Below are 22,086 nucleotides of genomic sequence, written 5' to 3' on the forward strand. Positions count from 1 at the left end.
TCTTGAGCACGCTCGCCACCAGCTCGGTGGCGAGTGCTCAAAAGCGGTGTCTTATCCCCCCTCCGAAGCTGTTCGAGGTACCTGCTGTGCTCAGCTTGTCGTACATGTAGCTCGCGTAAACATCGGTACGCTTTGACAGCGGATAATCGAAAGTCACGCCGGCCGTGTTGCGATCATAGGACACTGAGTTCAGCGATAACCGCGTGTTAGTGCGGGAATAAGCGAGTTCCAGCGCGGACACACCAATCGGGATTGTCACGCCGCCGTGATAGGTGTTGTTGGTCGAACCGAAATCAAATGATGCCGTGTGCGTGTAGGTCGCATACAACTGCACAAAGTTGAGGTTGTAGCTCGCTCCTAGATACCACGCATTCTGGTGATCGACCGGCGTGACGATGCCCAGTCCGGTCCTGACGCGCTGAATGACTCCCGCCAAGTACAACGGCCCTCGATCGTAGACGAGCGTGGCGGTTTCGTCGTGCGCGCCATTTCCTGGCGCAGTCGTCTGCACAGAAAACGTGAGGCCGCCAAGCGACGGTGACTGGTAAAGGATTGAGCTGTCCCAGCCCGTATCGCCAAGCACGGTCCTGCCATAGTTCACGATCCATGACTGGGTCATCAACGGACTGAAGCGAAACGATCCTCCCATCGGATTGGAGCGCGCCATGATGTAGAACAGCGGCGTCACCTGCCGTCCCATGCGGATCATGCCGTACGGACTCGCCAGCTCAACGTATGCATTGCGCGAGAATGCGCCATCGCCGGCGAATCGGCCAACCTGACCGTTATTCACGAAGATGTAACTCTCGATCGCGAAACCCGCTTTCAGCCCACCGCCGAGATCTTCGATTCCACGCATTCCGTAAAACGAGGTGATCTGCCCGCCGTTGAGCATGCCGACGACCGACGAAGGATCACCGCTCGCCTTAAAGTTTCCGATTACGGAATCCAGCAACCCATACAACTTGACCGTCGATGCCTGCGCATGCGCCAAATTTGACATGCCAAACAGACTAGCGACACATGCTGGGCCAATATATTTCGTTATCCTATGTATTTTAGCCATCTCTGTCTCCTCATTGATTTTGTCACGTGCCTAGTGGGTATGCTCCTTGTCTGCTATGGCGACGGAACGATGCGCACTGCCCGGCCGTGCTGAAGCGACTGCGCAACCGCTTCCATGACCGCAACATTCGAAAGCATTTGGTTAGTGCTAACGGGATAGTTCGCCTGCCCACCAATCGCCGCGCAGAAGCACTCGATGTTGTCCCTCACCGAATCATTCCACTCGAATGCGGCCCACCGTTCCGTTCCGTCGGCGCGACGCACACAGAGATGACTCGCACCCTTTGAATCCGGATGATCGGCATTGCGCAGCTCGGCCCAGCCTTGCGCTCCATACATCGCGACGCGCATATAAAGCGGCGTTTCGAGGATCGAATTGATATAGCCGGTAGCGCCGGTCGCAAATCGCACCTGGAGCGACAATGTCCGCCCCGCTTGCGAAACCTCGCGTGCAGGCGCCGTCGCGAAGACCTCTTCGATCTCACCGAGCAGATCAGCCAGCAGGTCGGTCATGTGAATTGCCGTTCCGGTCATCGCCAGCGGCACGGCATCGCTCTCGACCACGCGCCAATTGTCGGCGGCGAGACTCGCGAGCTTGTCGTGGCTGAAGTTGGCTTCCGCGTGGACGATCGCGCCGAGCTCACCGTCGCGCACCAATTTCGCGAGCGCGATCACTCCCGCCTCGAAGCGGCGCTCGTGACCAGTGCCCAGCCGCACCCCAGCACGCGCGCACGCCTCGATGCAGGCTCGTGCGTCTTCACGGCTCATTGCGAGCGGCTTCTCACAGAACACATGCTTGCCGTGCGCGGCAGCGCTTGTTACCTGCTGCGCGTGCAGCCGATGCGGCGTCGCAATCACGACAAGGTCAATGTCAGTGCAAGCGAGCATCGCTTCATAGTCGGTGGAAAACGGCACGCCAAACTCTTCGGCGACTGGACGATGAGCATCGCGGCTTCCTATTGCGGCAACGAACTGCAACGCCGGCGACGCGTGCATTTGGCCAAGCAGGTGCCGTCCCCACCATCCAAGCCCGACCAGCGCCGCCTTCAACGCCATGACTCGACCTCCATCACGTACAGACCGCCGTTATAGTCTGTCGAGTAGATCAAACCGGTTGCGTCAACAAACACATCTGCCGACTGGATCACGAGGGGCCGGTTTTGTCGGTGGTCGACCAGCCGATCCGGCGTCGGCGGCACGAGCGCCGCAATCTCGGCCGGCCGATAGGGGTCACGAATATCAAATACGCGCACGCCCGCGTTCTGATACGTCGCTACGATGATCTCCGAACTGACGAACGTGCCAGGGCGATTCTCATGCAGATTGTGCGGCCCGAAGTGACCGGGCTTCGCCGCATAATCGATCTCTGCTGGCGATGGCATGGTCGCGATGCTTACCGGGTTCGACGGCTCTCGGATGTCGAACATCCAGATGAACTTCTCGCCGTCGGCCTGATTGTCAAGTACCGCTTCGTCGAGCACCACGAGCAGATCGCGATCAGGCAGCGGCAGGCAGTTGTGCGTTCCGCCACCGAACGGCGGCGACCAGTTGCGATGCGCGACCAGCTTCGGCGCGGCGCGGTCGGCGACATCGAGGATCACCATGCCGGCATCGCGCCACGCGCAGTAGGCGGTATCGCCATGCACAATCGGATGATGCAGCCCGAAACGTCGCGTGCTATCCCAGACTGGGGTCTCACCGCCCGCCGCGTGCATGCCGGGAATCCAGTAGCGCCCCGCCTCGACCGGACGGCGCGGATCGGCCATGTCGATGGTGATGAAGATGTAATCGGTGAAGCCGTCAAGGAGCGCCGAAGCATAAGCCCAGCGCCCGCCGGTGTACCAGACACGATGAATGCCGCCGCCCTCGACGGACATGAAGCCGACCTCGCGCGGCGCGTCGGGCGTCGAGATGTCGTACACCGCCAGACCTGCTCGCCAGTGGCGCACCCCGCCGGACCGGCTCGCGGTGCCCACTTTCTCGCCGAGCGCGCCACTGTAATACGCGCGCTCGTCCTGGAACTCGGTGGCGGCGAACATATCTTTCGCGTTGATGACGAGCAGCAGATCGTCATGCGCCTGCAGATGGATGTTCCAGGTATCCGGCGGCGCCGCCGCGTAATGGATCGGCGTGGGCCGGCGCGGATCACGCACATCGATGACGCTGAAGCCCTTCGAGAACATGTGGCCAATGTACGCGTAGCCGCGATGCACCATGAGCTGAACGCCGTCCGGGCGCCCGCCTTGGTCGCAGTATCCGATCAGGCGCATATCGCGCGCAAAATCGGGAACCGGAAGCTCTGCTGCGGACATAACTTTCTCCAGTTGAAATCGGATAAATACGTGCCTTCACAGCGCTTTTAAAAAATCGGACGACGCGGTGTTGCGAAGGATGCCGGTCACGCTGTGGAATTCCCGCCAATGCGCATCGTCGGCTGCGTGCTCCGACGCTTCGTTGGCGAGCAGATACTCGCCCAGCGTGCGGCCGCGCTCGAACGCCATGCGCCCTTCGACGAGCCGCTCCTTTTCAAAATGTGCGAGTGCGTCATCGATCGACAGTGCCCGATTTCCCAACGCATGCGCAAGCACCTGCGCATCTGAGGCCGCCTTGGCGACGCCCATTCCAATATGTGGTCGCCCGACCGAGGCGGCATCGCCGATCAGCGCAATGCGCCCGAACACCATCTTGGGCGAGAACAGGTCGTAGATCGGCGTAAAAAACGGCCGCTCGATCACCGCGAGCGTGTCGCTGAACGACGGCGGCAACTGCCTACGCGCCGCGTCCTTGAGTTCGTCGATCAATTCCTGACGCACGAGGGGCGGCGGAATCGAAACCGGATGATGGTTACCCTGTTCATCGACGAGCATCGTTTCGAGCGTCCGAGGGGCGACCGGCCGGTACCAGACCCAGTTGTAGCGCCGCCGGCCCACGTCGAGCGCGTGATCGAGACCCGGAATCGGATAGCCGATGATCTTATTGTTTGGTGGGAGAAAGAACGCGAACTTGTCGAAGATCGTGTCGCGCGCGGATGCCGGTATTGTCGCCTCGTCGGCGACGCCGCGCCAGATCACGTAGCCCGCATAGATCGGCTGTACCGAGGGCATCACCATGCCGCGAATCCCCGAGCGGTAGCCGTCTGCGGCGATCAGCAAATCGGCGTGCTCCTGTCTGCCGTTGGAGAAATGCGCGGTCACGCCGTCATCGCGCTGGTCGATCGACACGAGATTGCAGCCGAGGTGATGATGGCCGTCGGGAATGGTCGCGCGCATCGACTGATGCAGCCGGTCCCAGGACGTGACGATCTGCGGATAATCGAGATGCTCGAGCACGTTGTCCGATTGATCGATCGCGATACGGTCCTTAATTGCTACGCCCAGACGCTCGATGTCCGCGCCGCTTTCGACGAGCGCGTCCAGCAGCTCGCCATGCGTGACGATGCCCGCGCCGCGCCCGAACAGTTCGACGTCGGAGCGCTCGAAAAGGTCGACCGACCAGCCAGCCTTGTGCAGCAACGCCGTGGCAAAGAGTCCGGCCATCGATGCGCCGATCACCAGCGCGCGAGGGCGCGCTGGATGGGTGGAATGCATGTTCATCGCTTGAACCTCTTGGCAATACGCTAAATGAGTAGAGAGAAAGGCATGCGCGTGCAGGGCGGCCCGGCACGTAACGGCGAGCTCAGGCGTCACGCAGCCGCGAATAATCGAAGAACGCCATTAGCACCATCGCCACGCAAGGCGGCGCGACTACCATGACGTTGGCGGCGGCGGACCAACCCCACAGCTCGACTAGTTCGCCGAACAGGAAGCCCGCGAACGGGCCGCTCATGTAAAAACCCGTCATCGCGGCGGACACCGCATAGCCGATTTGCAGCGGATGCGCGCTGCGCTGGATCACTGAGACGAATCGCGCGTAGAAAAAGCCGCTCACCATCAAGCCGAACAACAGCGAGAGTCCTGCGTGGGCAAGAGGCTGCACGGTTCCGTTGAACATCAGGAAGCTAGCCGCCGCGAGTATCGCCAGTCCGCAGAAAATGCCCGCCTTGCCGAGCCTGTCGCCCGCCCAGCCGCCGATGACCGCACCCATCGCGCCCAGCCCGTACATTCCGAGCGCCGATCCCGCCGCGACCGACGTGTAGTTCAGGTGCTCGCGCAGATACGTCGCGTACAGCGCGGTGTAGGAGAAGAACGACAGTCCGACAAGCGCGAAAGACGCCGAAGCGAGGCACACGTTGCGGTTTAGAAGCCGTGGCAGCGACGGCGCTTTCTCGAAAATTCCGGTGCGCTCGGCGGGCTCAATCGCTTCGCTGAAGCGGCCCGGCATGAAGCGCGCGAGCAGCAGCGCGACCACAATGCCAGCGACGCCGAACACGTAAAACGGCAGTTCCCATTGCCCGAAAGCGCGATGCAGATGGAAGCCGATCACTGGCCCCACCAGCGCGCCGAAGCCGAAAAACGCCTGCATCCAACCCATCGCGGCACCGCGCGTACGGCCGAAGTAGCCGCCGAGACAGCAATAGACGGCGCCGACCTGCAGCGCTTCGCCGACGCCCGTCAAGCCACGGAATGCCGCCAGCGTCGTGAATCCCTGGGCCAGCGGCGTGATGAGCGTGAACACCGAATAGCCAATCAGCCCGCCCACTAGAATCGATTTGCGTGTATATCTTGCATAGAACCAGCCAGCGACCGGACCGACGATCGCCACGCTGAACGTGAATACCGTGCTAACAAATCCCGCCTGCGCGAGCGAGAGTCCGTACGTCGTGCGTATCGCGCTCAGCAGCGATGGAAACACCTGGCGATCCATCGCGTTGAACATGTACGACGTGCCGAGCAGGCCCATCACCAGGATCAGCATCGGTCGTGACAGGCGGTCAGGCGCCATCTTCGCGAAGTCGTGTTGCGCGTAGCCTTGCATGCCGTTCATCGTTGTCTCCTGTGTATGCATCCGATGGCTCGTCTGAACCTCGACGGTGACGCCGTCTCGGTCCGTGCAAGCTCTTTTGTGCGATTTACCCGGCGCGCGAACTGACGCGCCGAAAAGGTTTCTATGCGTTTACGGTCAGTCCTTCGAGGCGAAAGCCGATATCGTCGAGCGACTGCATCAGCGCATCGCCCTGGCGCTGATCGAGCGCGGTCAGCGGCGCACGTACGTGCGCCCAGTCGGGCGTCGCCCCGCTACGCGCCAGCACGCTTTTCATCGCAGGGATCATTGGCATCGATGCGAAAACGCTGCGCACGGCGAGCGCCATCTGCTCGTCGGGCGCAGGCGCGTTAGCCGACAGTGCCGCAAAGTAACGCACGAGTCCCGCCGGATTCATGTTCGCCGTCGCGCTGATGCAGCCGGCAGCGCCAAGCGGTAATGCACGTGAAAGCAATGCTTCGCTGGCGGGAAACACCGAGAAGCCGTCGGCGGCGAACGTCTTCAGCGTAGCTTCCAGGTTCGCCCAATCGCCGGACGAATCCTTGATGCCGCATACGATGGACGGGTAACGGCTTCGCAGCTGCTCGATCAGGGACAGCGTGATCGGCACGCCTGTCATCTGAGGAATGTGATAGAGGTACAGGCGCAAGCGCGCATCGGCCACCTGCTCAATCACGTCCAGGTAGTAGCGCAGCAAGCCCGCCTCCGAAGGCTGCGGAAAATAGAACGGCGGCAGCATCAGCACGCGATGAATGCCGAGCCCGAGCGCCTGCCGGGTCAGGTCGACGGTTTCGCGCCCGGAACACGTGCCGGTGCCCGGCATGAAGCGCGCGGGATCGAGGCCTGCCGTGATCAGCGCTTCGAGCGCGTGGAGGCGCTCGCCGAACGATAGCGAGGCTGCCTCGGAATTGGTCCCGAACACGGCGAGCCCGACACCCGCGTCCAGCAGCCAGCGGCAGTGCGATTCGAACGCGGGTTGATCGATGTCGCCGGCCGTGTCGAACGGCGTCAGCGCGGGCGCGAGGACGCCGGTCATGGCGGGAGTCGATGCGGCGTCGGCATAGGTCATGTAAGTCATCCGTTTGCGTTAGAAAGGTGAGACGCGTGGCCGGGCTCAGGCGGGCTCGTCCGCGGTCGAAATGCGATGCGTGTGATCGTCGGTCCGCGGCTCGGCGCGCGCCGACGCGTCGTGCGCAAGCGCCAGCAGTTCGGCAAGGTGCACGACTTTGCGGCCGGCCCGCTGCTCAATCTGCTCGCGGCAACTGAAGCCGTTGCTCAGAATGAAGGCGGCGGGCGGCGCGCGGCGCACCGCCGGCAGCAGTACCAGTTCGCCGACCTGCGCGGAGATCTCCGCATGTTTTTCGTCGAAACCGAACGAACCGGCCATGCCGCAGCAGCCGCTGTCGAGCAGCGTCGCGTGCGCGCCCATCGCGTCGAGCAGCGCCTTGTCGCCCTGCGCGCCGAAGAGCGACTTCTGATGGCAATGCGTATGCACGATGACCTGGGCATCGAAGCGCGGCGGCCGGTAGTCGTGCGCCACGAGAAAATCACCCAACATCTGCGCTTTCGCACTCAAAGCGTGAGCGCGCGGATCATCCGGAAAAGTCTTGAGCAGTTCGTCGCGGAACACCGACATGCAGCCCGGTTCAAGCCCGACCAGCGCAACCGGCGCGTCGTCCGCAGCAAACATCGGCGTGAGCGCATCGAGGATCGCGGCAAGCCGGCCTCGCGCGCGATCAAGATAGCCGAAGTCGTACAACGGCCGGCCGCAGCACAACGGCGTCGGCGGCAGCACGGCAACAAAGCCTGCATGTTCGAGCACGCGCGCCGCCGCCTCGGCAATCTCCGGATGGAAGTGCTCGCAGAACGTATCGACCCACAGGATCACGCGCCGGCCTTCGCCTGCGGCCTGTCCGATGCGATGTGCCGCAAGACGCCGATAGGTGGTCCTGGCGAATTTGGGCAACGTGCGCGCCGGGTCCACACCCGCGATGCGCTTGGCGAGCGTGGCGACGCCGGGCGTGCGATTGACGAGATTGACAAGCCCCGGCATGCGCGCGGCGAGCGGCGCCCAGTCGCCGATGCGGCCCATCGCCAGCGCTTGGCGCGGACGTCGGCGCTTCTCGTAGTAATGCGACAGAAATTCGGCCTTGTAAGCCGCCATGTCCGTGTGCGTCGGGCAATCACTGCGGCAGCCTTTGCACGCGAGGCATGTGTCGAGCGCTTCCTTGACGGATTCGCTCTGCCAGCCGTCATCGATCAGATCACCTTGCAGCATCTCCCACAGCAGTCGCGCGCGGCCGCGCGTCGAGAAACGTTCGTCTTGCGTCGCGCGGAAGCTCGGGCACATCGTGCCGCCCTTCTGCGCGCGGCATCGTCCCATACCGACGCAGCGTTCAAGCGCGCGCTGGAAGCCGTTACCTTCGGCGCTGCGGAACTGCAGCTTCGTCGCAAAGTTGACGACTTTGTATCCCGGACCAGCGCGCAGATTGTCGTCGATGCGGTAAGCGTCAACGACCTTGCCGGGATTCATGCGGTTTTGCGGGTCCCAGATGCGCTTGAACATGCGCATCGCTTCCATCAACTCGTCGCCGAACATGATCGGCAGCAGCTCGGCACGCGCCTGGCCGTCGCCGTGTTCTCCGGACAGCGATCCGCCGAAATCGACCACCAACTGCGCAGCCTCGCGCGCGAAGTTGCGGTAATCGAACACGCCCTGTGCGGTGCGCAGGTCGAAGGTCACGCGCGCGTGCACGCAGCCGTCGCCGAAGTGGCCGAACAGCGACGTACGGTAGCCGTAGCGATCGACGAGCGCCTGAAACCCGCGCAGATAATCGCCGAGCCGCGCCGGAACGACCGCAGCGTCTTCCCACCCGACTTTCGGATCCACGACGTTCGGATCGATCGACAACTGCGTGCTCGACGCGCCATTCTCGCGGATCGACCAGATGTGCCGCTGCTCGTCGCGGCTCGTGATCAGGCGGCTCGTCGGACGCGGTCCGGCGTCACGGCTGCACAACGCGTCGCGGGCGCGCTCGGCCAATGCGATCGCGGCCTGCACGGTGTCGGCGCCGAATTCGAGCAGCACCCACGCGTCGCCGCCGGGAAGCATTGCAATTTCGGTGGCAGCCAGCTTGCGCGCCTGCAAACCGCGCACGATCTCTCGATCGAGGCCCTCGGCGGCGATCGGCTCGTAGCGCAAATATTCTGGAACGGCGTCGGCGGCTGTATAGATGTCTGGAAAACCGAGCGCCAATACAACACGTTCGCTTGGGCTGTGCACCAGCCGCACCTGCGCGTGCAGCGTGAGCGCACAGGTGCCTTCGGTGCCAACCAGCGCGCGCGCGACGTTGAAGCCGTTCTCAGGCAACAGCTGATCCAGGTTGTAGCCGGACACGCGGCGCCTGAGCGAGGGGAAGCGCGCACGAATCAGCGGCGCGTAGCGGTCACGCAGCGCACGCAGTCCAGCGTAGATTTCGCCCTGACGGCCGCCCGCAGCGATGATGGCGTCGAGCTGGGCGTCGCTTGTCGGTCCGGTCCAGAAGCGTGTGCCGTCGTAGGTCATCACCTCTAGCGCCTCGACGTTCTCTAGCGTCTTGCCAGCCATGACCGAGTGCGGCCCGCAGGAATTGTTCGCGATCATGCCGCCAAGCGTGCAGCGGCTGTGCGTCGACGGATCGGGGGCGAAGGTGAGGCCGTGCTGTTCGGCCGCGTCACGCAGCTGATCGCAGATGACGCCGGGCTCCACCACAGCGCGTCCTGCCTTCGAATCGAGTTCGATGATCGACGCACAATGTCGAGACACGTCGAAAACGACGGCGGAATTAACCGTCTGTCCACTCATCGATGTTCCTGCGCCGCGCATCAGCACTGGCGCGCCATGGCGCCGGCAAGCGCCGATTCCGGCCGCCAGTTCGTCAAGCGAGCGGGGCATTACGACCGCGACCGGCACCTGCCGGTAGTTGGATGCGTCGGATGCATAGACTGCGAGATGCCCGCGATCGAAGTGCACTGATTCGCCCAGCGTGCTTTGCAGGTCGCGCGCGAACGCGCTCGAAGCGCGATCGACTGGGTGCGCTCCGTCGGTATCCGACGCGGGCAGGCCGGTGTCGACCGGAGGAGAAATCGTTGACGACATGGAAAGTTGGGCTCGTTTGTTGTCGATTGCGATTGGCGCTGTGATCGGCGCTGAATTGGAGTTGCGGTCAGCCGCGCAGCCGCCTGACGAACTTGGCCACCGCTTCGCCGATCGCATGCGGGCAATCCTCTGGGACATAGTGCTTCGCGCTGACGGTGAGCTCCTCTTGATTCGGCCAAGCGCGGCAAAATTCGCGCGCAGCGCCCGCTGTGCCGTGGCCTTCGTCCGCGTTGATGAAAAGCTTGGGCAGATTCGTACTTTGCGAGAGCCAGTCGCTATAGCGCTTGACTCGAGCGTAGGTCTCGGGCGGATCGCCATCGAAGGGAATCTGGCGCGGGAACACCAGCGTCGGCAACCGCGACACGCCGGGCCTTAGGAAACGCTGCGCATATACCTGTTTTTCTGCGTCGGTCAGCGCGCGTTTCACGCCGAGCTCGAACAGCATCTTGTCGACGAAGAAGTTATCTTCAAGCACCATCTGTTCGCCTTCCTCGCCACGCAGGCGGCGAAACACCGCCTGACGTTCCGGCGGCATGTCGGTCCAAAGGCGCGGGCGCACCATTGCCTCCATGTACGCAATGCCTGATACCGATCCCGGATAACGCACAGCGCGATCGAAGCCCAGCGCCGCTCCCCAATCCTGCACGACGAGCACGATGTTCTTGCTCAACCCCAACTGCTCGAACCACGCGTCGAGATAGTCAGCGTGGTCGTCGAAGCGATAGGAATACGTCGGCGAATCGCTTGATTGGCCCATGCCGATTAGATCCGGCGCAAGACACCGGCCGAGCGATTCGAGATGGGGAATCACGTTGCGCCACGTGTAGGACGAGGTCGGGTTGCCATGCAGGAACACGATCGGATCGCCCTCGCCGACATCGACATATGCCATTTCCGCGTCGCGCACTTTCACGCGTTGCATGTCATAGGGGAATGCAGCCGAAATGTCCTGACTCATTGTTGTCTCCGTTCGATTGAAATGTGCGCCTGGGAGTTATCGCGTTCGTACGGCACGCCGCGCTTGGATACCTAGCGATTCCCCCTGTAGTTCTCATAGTTTGGACGTCTCATACTCGACGCTCAAACGAATTTTGGTCGGCTTTTCCATGAGGTTTATGAATGAACCCACGTCGTCTGACTCCGTCGATGTCGCTTCTGATCGCCTTCGACGCCGCCGCGCGCCGGCTGAGCTTCACCGATGCCGCATCCGATCTCGCCCTGACCCAAAGCGCCGTGAGCCGCCAGGTGCAAGCGCTTGAGGAACTGCTGGGCGTGCCGCTATTTCGCCGCATGAATCGCAAGCTGACGCTCACGGCGATCGGCGCGGTCTACCACCGGGACATAGGCCAGGCGTTGCAGCGCGTGCGCAGCGCCTCGTTGCAGGCGATCGCGTCGCAGACGGGACGCGGCAGCCTTGACCTCGCTGCACTACCAACTTTTGCGAGCAAGTGGCTAATGCCCCGCCTATCCGACTTCTATGAGCGGCATCCAGGCGTGCTGATCAACCTGCACTCGCGCATTGGCCAGTTCGACTTCGAACGCAACGGCATCGACGCGGCAATCGGCGTAGGGGACGGCGCGTGGCCAGGGCTTGTGTCGTACAAGCTCTGCGACGAAACCTTGCTGCCGATCATCAGCCCGTCAGTCGCGCAGGTACAACCCATCCAGTCTCCGCAGGATCTGACGCGCCATTTGCTGTTGCGCGTGACGGCACGATCCGATTCCTGGATCCGCTGGTTCGAGGATCAGCATATCGACGAGCGCTCGATGAACGTCGGCCCGCAATTCGAGCTGACGTCGCACTTGATCGAAGCGGTCTCCTCCGGCATCGGGATCGGGCTCGTGCCCAGTTTTTTGATCCAGGAAGAGCTGGCGTCCGGCGCGGTGATGCTCGCGATCGACCGGCCGTTGCGCACGGGACTGAGCTATTACCTCTTCCTTCCCGCCGGAGATCAGCCGCTGCCGCAGAGCGTCGCGTTCCGCGAGTGGATCCTGTCACGCGCGCAGCAAGATTTCACGGATCCACACACCGTTTCGCCTCTGCAATAATTTAGTTCGCGATCATTTATCGATCGATCGTTAAATGGTAGTTCGACGGAACGACCTGACCAGTGTTGCCGCGCCAGCGCATACCCTCGTGGAACAGTCCGCTGACGGAGATACGGTGGAAAACCGGCGCTTGCCGGGAGACCGGGCTTCGCCTTTTTTCGCTTTTCGCCGTATCGACGGCTTTCGTAGCTTTCGTTAGATTGATGAGCACTGCGGGTGTGCCGTTAAGGATTGCATCGGCCTGACGGTCGACGTGCGCTTCAAGACAGTTTGGGAACGGCATGCCTTTAACCCACTGACGCACGCCGACGTAGAAGATGCTTGCATGCAGACTCCACACCAGTTCCATGTCGACTTCACGCGTCGCTTTGTCGGTGGCGGGCGGTGGGCCGTAGACTCGCGGATTTCGTCGATCACCGGCTTGAGCACTCGCTCGCACATTTGTTCGAGATAACGTGTGTTGATGCCCTCGCGCGCCAATCCCGCGAAGATGAACGTGCGGATCAGCGGACGCGTCAGCATGACGCTCGAATACGCCTGATAGAACGCGGTGAGCCGCGCCTGCAGGTCGACGGTGCGATCGGCGATCAACGCGTCCCATAGCGGATCCCAGCGATAGATCTCGCTGTACACGCGGTCGATGAGTGCTTCCTTGCTTGGAAAATATCGGTACAGCAGCGGCTGAGTAACGCCGATCTGTCGCGCCAACTCGCGCGGGCTGCCGGAAAAGCGTGGGTCGCGAAATGCTCGATTGCTTTATCGACGATCTGCTTTTCGCGTTCTTCCGGCGCCATGCGGCGCGAGGTCGCGGTCTTCGCGGCCGCCGGGCGTGCGGTCCTGCGCGTCGACGACGGAGCCAACGGGACGCCGGGACGCTGGATGCGTGGCATTGCAGGCTCTCTGAAGTCTGTGGATTCGACAATATAGCAAATGCATCTTGCGATTGGTCGCCTCTGGTCCGGCGGCCATTCCATACGGTAATGGCTGTTATTGCCGCCGGCGATCTTCTCCAAAGGCCCACGGCGTCCGATCATCTGCTCACCGCAACTCAACTTCTCGACCGCGATGAGCACCTTCCCGAAACACACGATCGACGACGCGCCCGAAGCGTCCAAAGCCCATCTTGAAGGCACGAAAAAAGCGTTTGGCTTCGTGCCAAACCTGCAGTCGTACATGGCTGAAGCGCCCGAGCTACTGGCCGGCTACTCGGCGCTTTGGGACCTGTTTTCGAAAAGCACGCTGACGCCGCACGAACAGCAGGTCGTCTATCTCACCTCGAACTTCGAGAACGACTGCCATTACTGCATGGCGGGGCACAGCACGCTCGCGAAGATGATCCATATGGACGAAGGCGTGATCGCCGCGCTACGCGCCGGCACGCCGCTGCCCGATGCGAAGCTCGAAGCGCTGCATCGCTTCACCACGCTCGTTGTCCGCGCGCGCGGATTCGTGCCGGACACTGATGTCGACGCGTTCCTCGCCGCCGGCTACACCCGCCGCAACGTGCTGGAAGTGATCCTCGGCGTCGCGACGAAAGTCATGAGCAACTACACGAACCACATCGTGCACACGCCGTATGACGCGTTCATGCAGGGCAACGAGTGGACGAAGCCGCAGGCTGTTTCGGCATAACGGAATCGAACGACGGAGAACCAACATGTCCCTGCAGCAGAAACTCGATGCATTTAAGGCCGACTTCAAGGGCGGCAAGCCGCCATACAACGTGCCGCCGGAAATCCACCCGATCATGGAGCGCGCCACGGCCGAGCTGATCGCGAGCGGCCACGCAGGCCGCTCGATCAAGGCCGGTGACCGCGCGCCGCAATTCACCCTGAACGATCAGAACGGCCATCCGGTGTCGTCCGCCGACCTGCTCGCGCAAGGGCCGCTCGTCATTACGTTCTATCGCGGTGTGTGGTGTCCGTACTGCAACATCGAGTTGCAGGCGCTGAACGAGGTGTTGCCGCAGATCCGCGCGCAGGGTGCCAACGTCGTCGCGATCTCGCCGCAGACATCCGTGAACAGCCGCAAGTCGGTACGCGACAACAGCCTCGACTTCCCCGTACTGAGCGACGAAAAAGGCGAAACCGGCGCGGCGTTCGGCTTGCGCTTCTCGCTGCCCGATTATCTGGTCGCGCTCTACCAGAAGCTGAAGAACGACCTGCCCGCGTTCAACGACGACCCATCCTGGACGCTGCCGATGCCGGCGCGCTACGTGATCGGACAAGACGGCGTCGTGCTGTACTCGGAGGTCAACCCCGACTACACGCACCGACCGGAGCCGACCGACATGATTCCGGTGCTCGAAAAGGCCGCAGGCCGACACCCTTCCTTGCACCGCCCGAAGCAGCACACCGGGCGGTGATTTCCTTGTGAGACTTCACGGATGACTCAACCTACCCCGCGTACCTTCCTGGTCACCGGCGCGACCAAAGGCATCGGCCTCGCACTCAGCAAGCGGCTCGTGAACGCCGGTCACCGGGTCGTCGGCCTTGCACGCGCCGATGCCGACTTCCCCGGCGAGCTCGTGACCGTCGATCTCGGCGACCGCGCGGCAACAGACGCCGTCTTGCTTGACCTGACGCGCCGCTTCGCCTTCGACGGCGTCGTCAACAACGTCGGTCTCGTGAAGCCGCAGCGCATCGGCCACGTCGACCTCGCCTCTCTCGACGACGTGTTCGCGGTCAATCTGCATCCGGCTGTGCAGGCCGTGCAGGCGTTGCTGCCCGGCATGTGTTCGCGGCGCTGGGGGCGCGTCGTCAACATATCGAGCCTGACGATTCTCGGCAAGACAGAGCGCACCGCCTATGCGGCTGCGAAGGCCGCGCTCATCAGCTTCGCGCGTTCGTGGGCGCTGGAACTCGCGGATACCGGCATCACGGTCAACGCGGTCGCGCCAGGACCGACCGAAACCGAACTGTTCCGCGCGAACAACCAGCCCGGCAGCGAAGGCGAGCGGCGTTACCTGTCCGCCGTGCCGATGGGCCGCTTTGGCCAGCCCGACGAGATCGCGGCGACCATCGCGTTCCTGCTTTCGGACGAAGCCGGCTTCATGACCGGGCAGACGCTGTACGTTGACGGCGGCGCATCAATCGGCAAGCTGGCTTTCTGAAGCTGGCCCGGTGCGGCGGCGCCCGCCGCTGCGCCCAGTACCTCCTCGACAAATGCAACGAACGCACGCGCCTTCGACGTCGGCATGCGGCCAGCCGGAAAAACCGCCCACAGATCGACGGGTGGCAAACTCCAGTCCGTGAGCGCCGCTCGCACGGTGCCGTCGGCCAGTTCCGGCGAAAACATCCACTCCGACGCAATTGCCAGCCCCAAGTGGCCGAGCACGGCCGTGCGCATGCCTTCAGCGGCGCTCACGCGCACACGTCCGGACACCACGACAGCGACTTCGGTGCCGTTCTGACTAAATGCCCACGATTCTCCGCCGCCGCGTAACGAGTAAACGATGGCCTGATGACGGCTCAGCTCGGCCGGCGTGCCGGGCACGCCCATCTGCGCGAAATAGTCCGGCGTGGCGACCACGAGACGGCGGCTTCGCGAGACATGGCGTGCAGTCATCGACGAATCGTCGAGCGAGCCCATTCTCAACGCGACATCCACGCCCTCCTCCAGCAGGTCGATCGAGCGGTCGTCGAGGATGACGTCGAGTTCGAGGTTCGGGTGGCGGTCGAGAAAAACCTTCAGCGCGGGCAGCACGTGCAAACGCGAAAATGTCACCGCAGCGCTGATGCGTAGACGGCCTGACAAACCCGCGGACGATTCATGCACGGCCTGTTCCGCATGGTCGGCCGCCTCGATCGCGCGGCGCGCATGTTCGTAGAAGCGCTGTCCGGCATCTGTCGGCGTCAGACCACGCGTCGAACGCAGCAGCAAACGGGCGCCCAGATGGCCTTCAAGCTGCGCGACAGATTTCGACACTGCAGGCTGCCCCAGTGCAAGGCGCCGTGCAGCGGCCGAGAACGACCCCGCCTCGACTACCGCGACGAACGTTTCCATTGCTGCCATCCGATCCATGCAAACCCCTGCTCCGTTAGGTTATTTCGCCGTGCGCTCGACGACACGAAACGCAAAGCGGCCGTACCGGCAATCGGGCACGGTACGGCCGGCGTAGGCGTCGCGGCCAATCAGCCGCAGTCAGGCCGTTTCCGCTTGATAGAAAGCGTAGTCGGTGTAGCCATGCGCGTAGTCGCCGTAGAACGTCGTGCGGTCGTAGCGATTTAGCGGTGCGTCCACGCGCAGCCGTTCCGGAAAGTCGGGGTTCGAGACGAACAGCCGCCCGAAAGCGACGAGATCGGCGACGCCTGCGTCGACGGCATGCAGCGCACTTTCCGCGGTGAACCCGCCGGCCGCGACGATCGTGCCAGTGTACACACAGCGGATATCGGCGGTCGCACGGCGGATGCCGCGGTCTCGGTATCCTCGTTGCCGCGAATCCGCGGTTCGATCACCTGAAGATAAGCCAGGCCGTAGCCGTCGAGGTGGCGGCTCACGTATGCGAAGGTGGCGTGCGGATCGCTGTCCGACATCGTGCCGTAGGTGCCGCTGGGCGACACACGCATCGCAACGCGGTCGGCGCCCCAGACCGACACGGCCGCATCGAGCACCTCCAACAGAAAGCGCCCACGGTTTTCGAGGAACCGCCGTATTTGTCCGTACGATGGTTCGAGCCATCGGGCAGGAACTGCTCCAGCAGATAGCCGTTGGCCGCATGAAGTTCGACACCGTCGAAACCGGTGTCGATCGCAAGGGTCGCCGCACGCCGGAACTCGTCGACTACGCCCGCGATTCCGTAGGTGTCCAGCGCCCGGGGCATCACCTGCTCGACTTCCACGATATTGCCGGCCGCATCTCGGATCGCGGCGTGCTCGCGCGCCTGGATCGCAGACGGCGCGACAGGCACCGCACCGTCGATATTGGCGGGATGCGCCTGCCGCCTCGCGTGCCAGAGCTGCACGAATATGCGAGCGCCTTTCGCATGCACCGCGTCGGTCACGCCGCCAACCACGCGCGTGAGCATTGCTGTATAGGGCCGGCGCACCGGCGTACGCAACGCCGAGCGGCGACACCGTCGTCGCATCCGTGACCAGCAGCGCGCCAGCACTCGCCCGCTGTGCGTAGTATTCAACCATCAGATCGCCCGGCACGTTGTCCGTGTCGGTGCGCATCCGCGTGAGCGGCGCCAGCACGATACGGTGAGAATACGGACCAACTCGAACTGGACTCAAGAGAGGATTCGTGGCAAGCGGCGAGTGCTGTATGGAGGCTAGAGGCGTCATCATCGACGCCGTACTCTGGCGATAGAAGTCATCCCCCAGTGATAACACCTATTCCGTCGCGGAATACACCGACACCATTCGCCAACGGAATCACATTCATGCCGTGCACCATACTTCAGCCGCCGGCATCGGGAAGGCAAAGTTCCGTCCGTCGTTATCGACCCGTTGGCCCCTTGGCCCCCGTCGGACAAGAACTCTAATCATGCATCACGTCTTTGCCTTTGCAACGCCAAATAGCGTCAAGTGCCGATTGAGCTGGAAGAACTCGGCCTCCATTACGAACTGCACGCCGTCAACGTAAAGAAGGGAGAGCAGAAGCGCGACGACTTTCTGGCGCTCAACCGGAACGGCAAGGTGCCGGTTCTCACCGATACACATCGGACTTTCGTGCTGACCGAATTGGCGGCCATTCTCGTTCACCTGGCGGAGCTGCACGGCAAGTTACTCTCGACCGAACCGTTCTCGCGGGCCCGTACGTTCGAGCAGTTGTTCGTTCATGCTTCGGGACTGAGTCCCGCGTTCGGGCAGGCCGGCTATTTTTCGGAAGATGGCCCCTGTTGAATGTTCCGCACACGCAATCGAGCGCTTCGGCAACGAGGCGCAGCGGCACCTACGACTGCTCGACGGCAAGCTCGCGCAGCGGGAATTCGCCGCGGGAAACGATTATTCGATCGCGGACATCGGCCACTTCGATTGGATCTGGAGGCGGGCATTTCTCGCACTCGAACTTACGGACACGCCACATGTGGCCCGCTGGTACGAACGCATTAGCCAGCGTCCTGCCGTGCAAGCCGCTATTTCACGGATTGAGGCGCTGGCCGCGACGGCAAGCTGATGCCCATCCGACTCAGGGGCGCGTTACTCGCGTCACTTCGCAGAAATCGGTTGCGCTTCGCAGGCGGCTACGCACAGGCGATCACGGCCAGTTACCAGCTTCGCAGGGTGGTTGCAGCTTCCAAGGCCGTACCGGCGAATTCACAAGCGCTGCTCGCGTCGTAGCTAGTCGTGTCAAGAAACGTCATCACCGGCACTAGACATAAGTAACATTGCCACACATTCATATGTAGTGCGAAATGCTCAATCGGAGGAACGCTTCGGAAGTTCACTGAGGAGCAGCGGGCCTTGCACGAGCGCTGCAGTGTTTAGATCAGCTCGGCAGCTTCACGAATTCGATGAGCGGTCATTGGCAGCTCATTTTGTTCGAGCACTGTCGCGAATTCTTCCACTGAACTTTGTGGTCGTTTGCGTCGAGCACGCATTCGTTTGAATGATGAGATCGCGACTAGCGGCTCAAGATCCCATTGGTTCACGATGAATCGATCGGGATGTACGATTTCAATTCCGTACGGCGCAACAGCGCTTTCAGGGAAATCGCGGACATTAGCGGTGACGATGCAATCCGCGTGACCCGCTAGGGCGGCCGCTAGAACATGCCTGTCGTTAGCGTCGGGGAGATTGAGACTCTCGACCAGCGGAGACCACGCTTCATCAAGCACTTGCCAGTCGGGTACGGCGTCGCGCATGGCGTCTCGTCGTACCCAAAGCCTGCCCTTCAGCTCCGGGCGACGCTGTACAAGCGCCAGCATCCATTCTTCTTCGATTTTGCTCGACCATTTGGCGCTGAAAAGCCCGGCAGTGGCCAAACTGAGCAGCGCATCCGTCTGGGCGATGGAGAAGAGCACACAAGCATCAAGTACGGCTGTGTAACGCGCATTCCCAGCCATCAGTAGTCCAGGCCCAGATTGCGTGCGTTGTCTGCCATGCGGTCCAATGCAGATTCTTGTCGCTCGCGCATTTGATTGGCGTAGGCCATCAGATCTCCGAAAGCAACTCGCCGATGCGTCCCGACCATCCGATGCGGGAGTCTTCCCGCTTCAATTTCCTTGATCACGAAAGGCCGAGATACGTTGAGGAAGTGCGCCGCTTCGACGGTCGTGAACTCTTTCTGGCTTGGCACGACCGAAATCGCCCGCCCTTCGCTCATTGCGCCCAGCAGCTGGCTAATTAGCTTGAGTGCCGCTGGAGGCACGTCGATAGAAGGATGCTCGCCCGTGTCGGTCGTCAACGTAATCGCGGCTGCACGCGAGTGATTGAGCGCTTCCATAATGCAACGCTGGGCAACCCGCGCCATTTCGAGATCACTCTGACTCATCGGCGGCGGAGACACCTCCCGGATTCGATTCGTCGTTGTCATGGGGATACCCTCGTTAAGTTTTCTGGGTTAGAGTACGCGATAGATGAAATAAATGCAATATGTGCAACATCTGTCCGCTTTTTGGTCTAGACGGGCCGCGCCCGGTACAGATGTGGATGTCGGACACGCAGCGCCATGGAGTTTGCCAAGGAACGTCGCCGTTGGTGGAACGAGGGCCCATGAGAACTTGCCCCCGTTTTCCGAGCCAGCTGCGAGGTGAGTGAGAAGGATTTGAGCGAGGCGTCTCCACCATAGCGGTGACAGTGAAGACACGGACGGATGGCGGCGATCTTTGAAGGCGACTGGTAAAATCAGTAGACTGATCTAACAGGCTGTTGAAATACCCTCTGCGCGGGTCATCCGTGCGCAAGGGAGAAACGTTGATTTAAAGAATCAAACGACACTGAGCCCAAAGCGATGCGCGGCCCCGACGGCTGTACCGAATCGATGTTCACGATGTCCAGACTGGACGATTTCGTTCCGGCCAATCATCCGCTGCGACCGATTCGCCTGTGGCTGAACGAGGCGCTCACGCGCATGGACGAGGTGTTTTCGCGCATGTACGAGAGCGAGGCCAAAGGCGGTCGCCCGAGCATCGCGCCGGAGAAGCTGATACGCGCTCTGTTGTTGCAGGTGCTGTATTCGATTCGCAGCGAACGCATGCTGATGGAGCAAATCTCCTACAACATGCTGTTTCGCTGGTTCGTCGGACTGGCGATGGACGATGCGGTCTGGGACCACTCCACCTTCAGCAAGAACCGCGACCGGCTGATGGTCCACGATGTCATGGTCAGCCTGTTCAACGAAACTGTCGAGACGGCGCGCGTGCGAGGTCACCTGTCGGGCGAACACTTCAGCGTGGACGGCACGCTCATTCAGGCGTGGGCGGGGCACAAGAGCTTCGTGCCCAAGACGAAACCGGATGACGATTCGCCGCCTGAGGGCGGAGGCGGCTCGCAGGAAGAACTGGCGCGGCGAGAAACGCAGCAACGACACCCATGAATCCAGCACGGACACTCAGGCGCGCCTGTTTCGCAAGAGTCGTGGCACGGGCGCGGTGCTTTGCTACATGGGTCACGTGCTGACTGATAATCGGCATGGTCTGGTGGTGAACGCACAAGTCACGCAGGCCAACGGCACGGCCGAACGGGACGCGGCCGAGCAGATGCTTGCGGATGCTGCGCGATTTGCCGGTACGACCATAACGGTCGGTGCCGACAAGAACTACGATACGGCCGGATTCGTGGCGACGTGCCGCGAGAACAACGTGACACCGCACGTGGCGCAAAACGATGCACGCGCGGGCGGTTCCGCGATTGACGCTCGAACCACACGATGGCCCGGCTATGCAATCAGTCAGTGCAAACGCAAACGCATCGAGCAAGTGTTTGGATGGGGCAAGACAGTCGGCAGGATTCGGCAGGCGATGTATCGAGGTCTGAAGCGAGTCGACCAGCTCTTCGTGCTGACTCAGGCGGCGTACAACCTCACTCGCATGCGAACGCTTGCTGCCAGGACAGCTTGAAAGAGTACGCGAGAAGGAAAGCGGCATCGGCAGCATCTGAATCACAGAAAAGTCGGCGTCAATTCATTTGGAACCCTGCATCGCGCTAGCTCTTCCGAATAATCGAGTGCGCGTTCACGAAGGGATATTTCAACGGCCTGCTAGGTCTATTACGCCTAACGGCCAGCCCAGCTCAAGTGACCATCCGGCCGTCGAATTTAAATGCGGGCCGCCCTTACCTTGGTGAACTTCGTTCTAGATGTTTTCACTGGTTTAACGTCGCCCATCGTTTTCTCCAGGCTGAGTGTTTGAACATTTCGTGTGTCTCCTGATGCCACGTCAGTGAGAGAGCCACTGTCTGGAAATAGTTGGTGAGCGTTGCTGATTGGCTTCAGCCGACGCTGACACCGAAGTGGAAATGTTTTTGGATAGCTGAGCCTCTTCGTCAAGAAGATCGATGGCTAGTACCAATAATACTCGTCGCGGCCTTGCTGACGTCCATCTGCCTCCCCTAAGTGGTAAGCGCGTGCACGGACCGCTTGTTCCGTTAGCAGGTCTTGCATCGTCTGAGTTCCGTTTGTGTTGCCGCAAGGATAACGGCATCGTCCCATCGAGCGTGCCGCGACTCAGCCGCTTATCTCCCTTGCCTGTTTTGCCGTCCTTCGACGTGACACAAAGGCGCATGGCGAGCACCTGAAGCAGCTCTGCCGCGATCGCGGCTTCGTTGGGCTCTATCCGCTCGACGGCGAGGTTCCCTTCTCGCTCCCGGCGCAGAATGCAGCCCGCCATATTCTTTAAGGCGAACGTCCAGTTGAGCCGTTCGGCCGATATTGTCATGGCGAACCTCGATCATTTTCGGGGCGCGGGCGAGCCGGACAGCAGCACTGCCTCGAAGTCGGCCTTGCGGTGGCGCTAGGGAAGCCCGTTTTAT

19 protein-coding genes and 4 pseudogenes are annotated in these 22,086 nt (G+C 61.9%); 7 read left to right on the forward strand and 16 right to left on the reverse strand.

Features of this window, described 5'->3' with window-relative positions:
• Positions 1-37: 37 nt before the first annotated feature.
• The 8 genes from P9292_RS00590 to P9292_RS00625 all read right to left on the reverse strand — a co-directional run bounded on the left by P9292_RS00590 (position 38) and on the right by P9292_RS00625 (position 11,081).
• Positions 38-1,066 carry a porin gene (locus P9292_RS00590; protein ID WP_309852637.1) on the reverse strand — a complete coding sequence of 343 codons (1,029 nt, stop codon included), beginning with the start codon at positions 1,064-1,066 and terminating at the stop codon, positions 38-40.
• Between the two features lie 53 nt (positions 1,067-1,119).
• Positions 1,120-2,121 (reverse strand): Gfo/Idh/MocA family oxidoreductase, encoded by a 1,002-nt coding sequence (locus P9292_RS00595; RefSeq protein WP_309852634.1) that lies wholly within the window; start codon positions 2,119-2,121, stop codon positions 1,120-1,122.
• The gene (locus tag P9292_RS00600; protein ID WP_250495371.1) at positions 2,112-3,377 is read right to left on the reverse strand and encodes an LVIVD repeat-containing protein; all 1,266 of its coding nucleotides are present in this window, start codon (positions 3,375-3,377) and stop codon (positions 2,112-2,114) included. The genes P9292_RS00595 and P9292_RS00600 overlap by 10 nt, the downstream gene beginning before the upstream one ends.
• Before the next feature lie 36 nt (positions 3,378-3,413).
• Complete coding sequence (locus P9292_RS00605; protein WP_309852630.1) at positions 3,414-4,652, reverse strand: FAD binding domain-containing protein; 1,239 nt, start codon at positions 4,650-4,652, stop codon at positions 3,414-3,416.
• Positions 4,653-4,740: 88 nt separating this feature from the next.
• Positions 4,741-5,988, reverse strand: a complete 1,248-nt coding sequence (locus P9292_RS00610; RefSeq protein ID WP_309957789.1) for an MFS transporter — start codon at positions 5,986-5,988, stop codon at positions 4,741-4,743.
• Positions 5,989-6,109: 121 nt separating this feature from the next.
• Complete coding sequence (locus P9292_RS00615; protein ID WP_309852625.1) at positions 6,110-7,054, reverse strand: dihydrodipicolinate synthase family protein; 945 nt, start codon at positions 7,052-7,054, stop codon at positions 6,110-6,112.
• Between the two features lie 45 nt (positions 7,055-7,099).
• On the reverse strand, positions 7,100-10,123 hold the full coding sequence (locus P9292_RS00620; protein WP_309957791.1) for an FAD-binding and (Fe-S)-binding domain-containing protein: 3,024 nt from the start codon (positions 10,121-10,123) through the stop codon (positions 7,100-7,102).
• Between the two features lie 67 nt (positions 10,124-10,190).
• Positions 10,191-11,081 carry a haloalkane dehalogenase gene (locus tag P9292_RS00625; protein WP_309852620.1) on the reverse strand — a complete coding sequence of 297 codons (891 nt, stop codon included), beginning with the start codon at positions 11,079-11,081 and terminating at the stop codon, positions 10,191-10,193.
• 161 nt (positions 11,082-11,242) lie between these two features.
• Here P9292_RS00625 and P9292_RS00630 point away from each other — a divergent pair, with 161 nt between their 5' ends.
• Complete coding sequence (locus P9292_RS00630) at positions 11,243-12,172, forward strand: LysR substrate-binding domain-containing protein (protein ID WP_309957793.1); 930 nt, start codon at positions 11,243-11,245, stop codon at positions 12,170-12,172.
• 16 nt (positions 12,173-12,188) lie between these two features.
• Here the strand turns inward: P9292_RS00630 and P9292_RS00635 are convergent, their stop codons facing one another.
• Complete coding sequence (locus P9292_RS00635; protein ID WP_309852661.1) at positions 12,189-12,521, reverse strand: hypothetical protein; 333 nt, start codon at positions 12,519-12,521, stop codon at positions 12,189-12,191.
• 716 nt (positions 12,522-13,237) lie between these two features.
• Between P9292_RS00635 and P9292_RS00640 the strand changes: the two genes are divergently transcribed.
• Genes P9292_RS00640 through P9292_RS00650 form a run of 3 tightly spaced genes read left to right on the forward strand, consistent with a single transcriptional unit; the run spans position 13,238 to position 15,284 of the window.
• Positions 13,238-13,804 (forward strand): carboxymuconolactone decarboxylase family protein, encoded by a 567-nt coding sequence (locus P9292_RS00640; protein WP_250495378.1) that lies wholly within the window; start codon positions 13,238-13,240, stop codon positions 13,802-13,804.
• A 25-nt stretch (positions 13,805-13,829) separates the two neighbouring features.
• Positions 13,830-14,537, forward strand: coding sequence for a peroxiredoxin-like family protein (locus tag P9292_RS00645; protein ID WP_309852614.1), 708 nt, complete (start codon positions 13,830-13,832; stop codon positions 14,535-14,537).
• A 21-nt stretch (positions 14,538-14,558) separates the two neighbouring features.
• Positions 14,559-15,284 (forward strand): SDR family oxidoreductase, encoded by a 726-nt coding sequence (locus P9292_RS00650; protein ID WP_309852611.1) that lies wholly within the window; start codon positions 14,559-14,561, stop codon positions 15,282-15,284.
• Positions 15,285-15,310: 26 nt separating this feature from the next.
• Here P9292_RS00650 and P9292_RS00655 read toward each other — a convergent pair.
• From P9292_RS00655 to P9292_RS00675, 4 genes and pseudogenes are all read right to left on the reverse strand, one after another.
• Positions 15,311-16,195 (reverse strand): annotated as a pseudogene (locus tag P9292_RS00655) (LysR substrate-binding domain-containing protein); the annotation flags it as partial.
• Positions 16,196-16,315: 120 nt separating this feature from the next.
• Positions 16,316-16,552: a hypothetical protein gene (locus tag P9292_RS00660; protein ID WP_309852658.1), complete on the reverse strand. Its 237-nt coding sequence runs from the start codon at positions 16,550-16,552 to the stop codon at positions 16,316-16,318.
• A 92-nt stretch (positions 16,553-16,644) separates the two neighbouring features.
• Positions 16,645-17,258: pseudogene (locus P9292_RS00670) on the reverse strand (alkene reductase); the annotation flags it as partial.
• Positions 17,236-17,460, reverse strand: a pseudogene (locus P9292_RS00675) (hypothetical protein); the annotation flags it as partial. The pseudogenes P9292_RS00670 and P9292_RS00675, both read right to left, overlap by 23 nt.
• A 240-nt stretch (positions 17,461-17,700) precedes the next feature.
• On the opposite strand from P9292_RS00675, the gene P9292_RS00680 reads away from it, so the two are divergent.
• Both P9292_RS00680 and P9292_RS00685 read left to right on the forward strand, forming a co-directional pair.
• On the forward strand, positions 17,701-18,018 hold the full coding sequence (locus P9292_RS00680) for a glutathione S-transferase N-terminal domain-containing protein (RefSeq protein ID WP_309852608.1): 318 nt from the start codon (positions 17,701-17,703) through the stop codon (positions 18,016-18,018).
• Positions 18,005-18,292 (forward strand): glutathione binding-like protein, encoded by a 288-nt coding sequence (locus P9292_RS00685; protein WP_309852605.1) that lies wholly within the window; start codon positions 18,005-18,007, stop codon positions 18,290-18,292. The genes P9292_RS00680 and P9292_RS00685 overlap by 14 nt, the downstream gene beginning before the upstream one ends.
• A gap of 307 nt (positions 18,293-18,599) precedes the next feature.
• On the opposite strand, the gene P9292_RS00690 is transcribed toward P9292_RS00685, so the two are convergent.
• Positions 18,600-19,181 carry a PIN domain-containing protein gene (locus P9292_RS00690; RefSeq protein ID WP_309852603.1) on the reverse strand — a complete coding sequence of 194 codons (582 nt, stop codon included), beginning with the start codon at positions 19,179-19,181 and terminating at the stop codon, positions 18,600-18,602.
• Positions 19,181-19,651, reverse strand: coding sequence for an excisionase family DNA-binding protein (locus P9292_RS00695; protein WP_309852599.1), 471 nt, complete (start codon positions 19,649-19,651; stop codon positions 19,181-19,183). The genes P9292_RS00690 and P9292_RS00695 overlap by 1 nt, the downstream gene beginning before the upstream one ends.
• Before the next feature lie 417 nt (positions 19,652-20,068).
• Between P9292_RS00695 and P9292_RS00700 the strand changes: the two are divergent.
• A pseudogene (locus tag P9292_RS00700) lies at positions 20,069-21,176 on the forward strand (IS5 family transposase).
• Positions 21,177-21,616: 440 nt separating this feature from the next.
• On the opposite strand, the gene P9292_RS43040 reads toward P9292_RS00700, so the two are convergent.
• Positions 21,617-21,766 (reverse strand): DUF2934 domain-containing protein, encoded by a 150-nt coding sequence (locus P9292_RS43040; RefSeq protein ID WP_409014297.1) that lies wholly within the window; start codon positions 21,764-21,766, stop codon positions 21,617-21,619.
• Positions 21,767-22,086: the final 320 nt, after the last annotated feature.

Source organism: Caballeronia sp. LZ001 (genome assembly GCF_031450875.1).
Lineage (GTDB): Bacteria > Pseudomonadota > Gammaproteobacteria > Burkholderiales > Burkholderiaceae > Caballeronia.

Excerpts from the sequence above, each read along its gene's own strand:
- P9292_RS00630 (WP_309957793.1), top strand. The coding sequence starts at position 11,243 with ATGAACCCACGTCGTCTGACTCCGTCGATGTCGCTTCTGATCGCCTTC.
- P9292_RS43040 (WP_409014297.1), bottom strand. The coding sequence starts at position 21,766 with ATGGGACGATGCCGTTATCCTTGCGGCAACACAAACGGAACTCAGACG.
- P9292_RS00640 (WP_250495378.1), top strand. The coding sequence starts at position 13,238 with ATGAGCACCTTCCCGAAACACACGATCGACGACGCGCCCGAAGCGTCC.
- P9292_RS00625 (WP_309852620.1), bottom strand. The coding sequence starts at position 11,081 with ATGAGTCAGGACATTTCGGCTGCATTCCCCTATGACATGCAACGCGTG.
- P9292_RS00605 (WP_309852630.1), bottom strand. The coding sequence starts at position 4,652 with ATGCATTCCACCCATCCAGCGCGCCCTCGCGCGCTGGTGATCGGCGCA.
- P9292_RS00635 (WP_309852661.1), bottom strand. The coding sequence starts at position 12,521 with ATGGAACTGGTGTGGAGTCTGCATGCAAGCATCTTCTACGTCGGCGTG.
- P9292_RS00690 (WP_309852603.1), bottom strand. The coding sequence starts at position 19,181 with ATGGCTGGGAATGCGCGTTACACAGCCGTACTTGATGCTTGTGTGCTC.
- P9292_RS00650 (WP_309852611.1), top strand. The coding sequence starts at position 14,559 with ATGACTCAACCTACCCCGCGTACCTTCCTGGTCACCGGCGCGACCAAA.
- P9292_RS00620 (WP_309957791.1), bottom strand. The coding sequence starts at position 10,123 with ATGTCGTCAACGATTTCTCCTCCGGTCGACACCGGCCTGCCCGCGTCG.
- P9292_RS00600 (WP_250495371.1), bottom strand. The coding sequence starts at position 3,377 with ATGTCCGCAGCAGAGCTTCCGGTTCCCGATTTTGCGCGCGATATGCGC.
- P9292_RS00590 (WP_309852637.1), bottom strand. The coding sequence starts at position 1,066 with ATGGCTAAAATACATAGGATAACGAAATATATTGGCCCAGCATGTGTC.
- P9292_RS00595 (WP_309852634.1), bottom strand. The coding sequence starts at position 2,121 with ATGGCGTTGAAGGCGGCGCTGGTCGGGCTTGGATGGTGGGGACGGCAC.
- P9292_RS00645 (WP_309852614.1), top strand. The coding sequence starts at position 13,830 with ATGTCCCTGCAGCAGAAACTCGATGCATTTAAGGCCGACTTCAAGGGC.
- P9292_RS00685 (WP_309852605.1), top strand. The coding sequence starts at position 18,005 with ATGGCCCCTGTTGAATGTTCCGCACACGCAATCGAGCGCTTCGGCAAC.
- P9292_RS00695 (WP_309852599.1), bottom strand. The coding sequence starts at position 19,651 with ATGACAACGACGAATCGAATCCGGGAGGTGTCTCCGCCGCCGATGAGT.
- P9292_RS00615 (WP_309852625.1), bottom strand. The coding sequence starts at position 7,054 with ATGACCTATGCCGACGCCGCATCGACTCCCGCCATGACCGGCGTCCTC.
- P9292_RS00610 (WP_309957789.1), bottom strand. The coding sequence starts at position 5,988 with ATGAACGGCATGCAAGGCTACGCGCAACACGACTTCGCGAAGATGGCG.